This window comes from Planctomycetota bacterium (assembly GCA_026387035.1).
Classification (GTDB): Bacteria; Planctomycetota; Phycisphaerae; order FEN-1346; family FEN-1346; genus JAPLMM01.
This window is the reverse complement of sequence record JAPLMM010000212.1, coordinates 1-5,878: the sequence shown is the minus strand read 5'-3', so window position 1 is coordinate 5,878 and position 5,878 is coordinate 1. Positions and strand designations below refer to the sequence as shown.

Below are 5,878 nucleotides of genomic sequence, written 5' to 3'. Positions count from 1 at the left end.
GCGGCTGCCCCTCTTTACATTCGGAAGTGATACGGATATGTATAAAGATCTTGGCCTGTCGTTTATTCTCGTGTTCGTGCTGCTGATGACTCTTTTGGCGTCGGCAACGAGCGTCGCGAGCGAGGTCGAGGACCGGACGGCCCTAACGGTGCTGAGCAAGGCCGTGGGGCGGTGGCAGTTCGTGCTGGGCAAATACCTCGGGGTGATGGCGACGGTGCTGGTGGCAGTGGCGGTACTGGGGGTGGTATTCATGGCCGCGGTATATTATCGGGTGCGGTTGGATGCCGGGGTGCTGGAGCGGGCCTACATACACGGGGGGATCGGGTCGCCACGGGGGGATCGGGTCGCAGGTGGAGGCGTTCCGGCAGAAGCAGTTCGGGCAGACGGTGACGGTGACGCCGGGCCTGGCGCTGGTGATATTGCAGGTGGGTGTTCTGGCGGCGGTGGCGACGGCGGTCTCGACACGGCTTTCGGCGGCGGCCAGCGTGGGGGTGAGCCTGGGGGTGTTTCTGGTGGGGCACCTGACGGTGTTTCTGGAGGCCGGGGTGCGCGGGGCCGCGGGGGCCGGGCAGTTCGCGAGGCAGGGGGTGCTCGCGGTAGTGCCGTTCCTGGAGGTCTTCAACCTGAACGAGAAACTGAGCCACGCGATGCTGACGCCGCTGGCGCCGGGGAGCCCCGGGGCGGCGGCGTGGCGGGCCGTGTGGGAATACGTGGGCTGGTCAGGGCTGTACGCGCTGGCGTACGTGGTGTTTGCGATCGGTTTGGGGGCGCTCTTGTTCCGTCGTCGGTCGCTGGGCTGAGGGCCTGGGGAAGCCTTTTTTTGCTTTTGGCTGGGCTGTTGCAGCCGGCCGATGCCGCGGAAGGTTCTTTGTGAGGGCGCCGCGGGCGTTTTTGCTGAAGACCTTGAGAACGGCGGGCCGATAGGTAACGGTATCCCATCCCAGCATGAGGGCTGCTGCCGGCTGAAATGCGGCGGCAGCCCGCTTTTTTGCGCGGTTGACCGGGCGACCGGGGGGCGTATAATCGCGGCCGGTTTTCACGTGGAAGGTAAGGAGCGAGGCATGTCTGAGAAGCGCGCGTCGAGGCAGGGCGTGAAGGTGGTGGTGCTCTACAGCAGTCTGAGCGGGAACACGCGTGCGATGGCGGAGCACGTGGCGGCGGGCGTGCACCTGGTGCCGGGGGCGACGGCGCGCGTGATGGACGCGGCGTCGCTGGAGATGGAGGCGTTGGAGAAGGCGGACGGGATTGCCGTCGGGTCGCCGAACTACTATTCCTACCCGTCGGGGCTGGTGAAGCATTTTTTCGACCTGGCGTTCCAGAACGCGGCCTTCAAGGGGAAGCTGTACGTGGCGTTCTCGACGCACGGGGGAGGCGGGGGGGTGTCGGCAATTCTGGACCGGCTGGCAAAGTCGCTGGGGTTGAAGCGGGTGGGGGAGGGCCTGGACATTCTGGGGGCGCCGGCGGGAGACCAGGTGAAGGCGTGCCGGAAACTCGGCCAGGTGTTGGCGACGGCGTCGGCGTAGTGGGCCGGCGGCGGGCCGGAGGCGTCGGGAGGCAAGTGGTTGTACGAAAAAGGGTTGACGGGCCCCGAAGGGCGTGGTTAAGGTATCGCGCGATTGGCCGGACCCCAGGGGAGGGGCGGCATGGCGGGTGAGAGCGAGCGGGCAGAAGCGGCATCGGAGCCGAGCGCGGCGCGCGCGAAGCGTTTCATCGCGTCGCTCGGGGAAGAGGAGATCATGCTGCTTCGTCTGCGGGACGAGTTGTACGACGGGCGTTGGGACGCGATGCTGGCGGACCTGAACGACCGACTGCAAGGCAAGCCGTACGTCTTCCAACTCGCCCACCGGATTCAGGACGACATCGAGCGGATCGAGCGGTTGAGCCGATTCGAGCGTCAACACAAGGTGAACCTGGCGTCGTACGTATGAGGCGGTCGCGGTCTCTGGAGCGAACGATGAAGCGAGCGGACAGGGTAGGGTGCTGGCTGGCGGTGGGGGTGGCGGCGGGGCTGTGGGCGTCGGGGTGCGGTCCGCAGCGCGGGCCCGAGCCGCTGCCCGTCGTGCCCTCGGTCCTCGAAGCCAACGGGATGGACGTGCTCTGGCACACGCAATTGGTGCTGGCGAAGAAGACGCACCTTGTGCGGCTGTGGTTGTGTGACAGCCTGCTCATCGGGCTGGGGGACGACAACTGGATTTATGCCGTGGATGCGAAGACGGGCGTCCGGCGCTGGTCGATGCCGGCGGCGCCGAAGCACGAGACGGTGCAGCAACCGGCCGTCCACGGGGACAAGGTGTGGGTGGTTTCGACGACGACGCTCCTCGGGCTGGAGGCGGCGGCGGGCCGGGAGGTGTCAAAGACGCGGCTGGACTTTGCGGCCTCGGGGCGGCCGGCGGCGTGCGAGACACATGTTTTCATTCCGAACATACAAGGGTACCTGGAGGCGCTGGCCGTCACGCCGGACATAGTTCCGTGGCGTCGCTGGATGGAAGGTGCGGTGACGGCGGGCCCGGTCTTGGACAACACGATGGTGTATTTCGCAAGCCAGGGCGGGCAGGTGATCGCGTCGAGCCAGTCGCGGCATCGTACCTCATGGTTATACCGGGCGGAAGGGTCCGTGACGGCGGATCTGAGGCGGACGAAGGCGGGCCTGGTGCTGGTCGCGAGTCTGGACTACAGCGTGTACGCATTCGCGGGAGGCGGGGGGCGCCTGGTGTGGCAGTACCATGCGGGCGAACCGGTCCGGAAGGCCCCGTACGCGCAGGGAGACCTCGTGTTTGTGTTCACGGAGGCAAAGGGGCTGACAGCGGTGGACGCGGAGAGCGGCGACGCGCGGTGGATCCTGGCCGCAGGCCAGGACTATGCGTCGGCGGACGCGAAGAACGCCTACATCGTGAGCCGGGGGGAAGACATCCTGGCCGTCTCGCGTTCCGACGGCAAGGTGCAGTTCGGCCTGCCGCTCCGCCGCGGGACGCTGGTGGGCGAGAACGAGACGGACAGCGGCATTCTTTACCTGGCGACGCCGGAGGGCCAGGTGATGGCAGCCGCGGCAGCGAAGAGCGAATCTCCCTAATCCTCAGCCGAGGAGTCCACGGTGCGACTCGGCCTATGCACGTCCTGTTTCCCGGATGAGAGTCTGCCCGACGTGCTCAAGTGGGCGGGCTCGGCCGGGTTCGATGCGGTTGAGATTCCCTGTCCTCCTTTTTCCCGAGGCAAGACCTGGCACCGGGGCGGCGCCCTGGACTTGGGCGCGCTGGACGGCCCGGGGCGCGATGCGCTCGGGGCGGCGCTCGAGGCGTCGGGCGTCGAGGCGGCGGCGCTCGCGTGGTACGGCAACGTGCTCGATCCGGACGCCGAGCGGGCGCGGGCGGCGCTCGAGCACCTCGGGCGCGTAGTAGAGACGGCGGCGACGCTGGGCGTCCCCGTCGTGTGCCTGGCGGTGGGGCGTCCCGGCGCGCCGGGATCGGCGGGGCTGGGCGACTCGATTGCGGAGTTTGCGCGGCGCGTCGGGCCGCTCGCCGAGCAGGCCGAAGCCTCGGGCGTCCGCCTGGCAATCGAGAACGACCCGATGTGCGGCCTCTTGTTTGAAGACATGCCGGGCAACGCAGCGTTCTGCCCGGAACTGTGGGAGAAACTGTTCACGCACCTTCGCAGCGACGCTGTGGGCCTCGCGCTCGACCCGTCGCACCTCGTGTGGCTGGGGGTGGACCCGATCGCGGCCGCGACCGACTACGCCGAGAAGATCTTCCATTTCCAGGCGAAGGATACGGAGGTATTCGACGCGCGCCGGCAGGATTGTTCGGTCCTGAGGCCCGCCGGCGGATGGTGGCGGTATCGGCTGCCGGGCCTCGGAGAGATCGACTGGCGGCGAATGCTGGACCGGCTCCAGGAAGTGGGGTACGGCGGGGCGGTGGTCGTCGAGCACGCCGACCCGGTCTGGCAGGGGAGCGCGGAGCGCGTGAAGGCGGGCCTGGTGCTGGCGCGCCGGCACCTCGCGCAGTTTTTGCCGTAGGCGCGGACCCCCGTGGCACGGCTGCCGCAGGTCCGCCCGTCAGAAGGAGATTCGATGGCGACCGTTGCGGACATTCTGGCGGCGGTGGACCGCTTGACCCCGTTTCGGCTGGCCGAGGCGTGGGACAACGTCGGCCTTCTGTTGGGCGACGCGGCGTGGCCGGTGCGGCGAGTGCTCGTCAGCCTCGACGTCACGGAAGCGGTCTGCGAGGAAGCGGAGCGGCTCGAGGCCGATTGTCTCCTCGCTCATCACCCGTTCATGTTCAAGGACGTCGGCCGCGTGACGGCCGAGACGTGGCCGGGGCGCCTGGCGCTTCGTCTGGCGGCGGGTCGGCGGGCGGTCATCGCCGCCCATACGAACCTGGACGCGGCCCAAGGGGGCCTCTGCGACCTCCTGGCCGAACGTGCGGGCCTCACGGACATCGAGCCGCTGCGCGCTGAGCCTGGGCCTGCGCGATACAAGGTCGTCGTCTTCGCGCCGGAGGGCGACCTGGAAGCGGTCCGCCGGGCGGCGTTCGACGCCGGGGCAGGGCGGATCGGGGCGTACACCGAATGCAGTTTCGCGGCCGAGGGGGAGGGGACCTTCTTCGCGGGCGAAGGAACCAGCCCGGCCGTCGGCCCCGCCTCCGCCGAGGCTACGGCGGGCAGGGCACGGGGTGATCGCAGCGCCGTCCCGGAACACCGCTTGGAGGTCCTCGCGGCGGAAAGCCGCATGGGGGCGGTCGTGGCGGCCATCGGGCGAGCCCATTCCTACGAGACCCCGGCCATCGACGTGTATCCCCTGAAGGATCTGCCGGGCGAGGCGGGCCTGGGCCGCGTGGGCCGGCTAAAGAAACCGAAGACGGCCGGCCAATTGGCCGATGATATCAAAAGAGCGCTCGGCCTCTCGGGCGTTCAAGTCGCCGGCGAGCAGTCCACGCGCGTCGAGCGCGTGGCGGTCTGCTCCGGGAGCGGGAGCGGACTGGTCGAGGCGGTCCGCGCGGCTGGGTGTCAGGCGTACCTGGCGGGGGAACTCAAGTACCACGAGGCTCAGACGCTTGCGGCCGAGGGAATTGCGGTTATCCTGGGCGGGCACTACGAGACGGAGCGCGTGCCGCTCGAAGACTGGACGCCGCGGCTGGCCGAGGTGGTGGACGTGGAGGTGCGGTTGTCGGAGTCGGAGCGCGGAGCGCTCCGCTCGAAATAACGAATGACAAAATCCGAATGACGAATCAAATCCGAAACCCGAATGGCGAGGCGTTCCTGCGGCCCACTGTCAAGCAGGAGGCTCGAAGAGGCTCCTTTCGGAATTCGGTATTCGGCATTCATTCCTCATTCGGGCTTCGTCATTCGTCATTGGCAGGACCAACGGCTTCAGGTGTTGCCTTGAACCCAGAGGGCGAGCGGGGAGGCGACCTCCCGCCATGAAACCCTTCCTCTGTCCCCTGGCTTCGGGCAGTTTGGGGAACGCGCTCCTGGTGGCGTCGGGGCGGACGCGGCTGCTGGTGGATTTCGGGATCGGCCGGCGGCGAGCGGTCGCGGTCCTACAGGCGGCCGGGATCGAGCCGGAGACGATCGACGCGCTCCTCGTAACGCACACGCACGGGGACCATTTCTCGCAGGCGGCGGTGGGCTGGTGCCTGGCGCACAGCGTCCGCGTGTTCTCAACGGCAACGAACCTCGCCCATTTAGCGAGCGCGATGCCCGGCTTTCGGCGGCTCGAGCGGGCTGGGCTCCTGGAAACGCTCGACGGCGACTCGGTCGCGATCGGCGACGTGGCAGTCGAAGGTTTCCCCGTGCCCCACGACTCGCCGGGCGACTGCCTGGGATTCCGGATCACGCTGGGCGGCCGGCGCGGGCGGCGCGTCGTCACGGTGGCGACGGACCTCGG

7 protein-coding genes are annotated in these 5,878 nt (G+C 68.5%); all 7 read left to right on the top strand.

The features are described 5' to 3' along the window. Nucleotides 1-350 precede the first annotated feature (350 nt). Nucleotides 351-800 carry a hypothetical protein gene (locus tag NTX40_07550; protein ID MCX5648934.1) on the top strand — a complete coding sequence of 150 codons (450 nt, stop codon included), beginning with the start codon at nt 351-353 and terminating at the stop codon, nt 798-800. A 261-nt stretch (nt 801-1,061) separates the two neighbouring features. Next, on the top strand, nt 1,062-1,523 hold the full coding sequence (locus tag NTX40_07545; GenBank protein ID MCX5648933.1) for an NAD(P)H-dependent oxidoreductase: 462 nt from the start codon (nt 1,062-1,064) through the stop codon (nt 1,521-1,523). A 120-nt stretch (nt 1,524-1,643) separates the two neighbouring features. Continuing rightward, a complete protein-coding gene (locus NTX40_07540) occupies nt 1,644-1,928 on the top strand; it encodes a hypothetical protein (protein MCX5648932.1) in 285 nt (94 codons plus the stop codon). A gap of 26 nt (nt 1,929-1,954) precedes the next feature. Further along, on the top strand, nt 1,955-3,070 hold the full coding sequence (locus tag NTX40_07535) for a PQQ-binding-like beta-propeller repeat protein (protein ID MCX5648931.1): 1,116 nt from the start codon (nt 1,955-1,957) through the stop codon (nt 3,068-3,070). A gap of 21 nt (nt 3,071-3,091) precedes the next feature. Next, nucleotides 3,092-4,009, top strand: coding sequence for a sugar phosphate isomerase/epimerase (locus NTX40_07530; GenBank protein ID MCX5648930.1), 918 nt, complete (start codon nt 3,092-3,094; stop codon nt 4,007-4,009). A gap of 54 nt (nt 4,010-4,063) precedes the next feature. Beyond that, on the top strand, nt 4,064-5,194 hold the full coding sequence (locus NTX40_07525) for a Nif3-like dinuclear metal center hexameric protein (GenBank protein ID MCX5648929.1): 1,131 nt from the start codon (nt 4,064-4,066) through the stop codon (nt 5,192-5,194). A gap of 217 nt (nt 5,195-5,411) precedes the next feature. Next, on the top strand, nt 5,412-5,878 hold a 467-nt coding region (locus NTX40_07520; GenBank protein ID MCX5648928.1), incomplete at its 3' end, for an MBL fold metallo-hydrolase.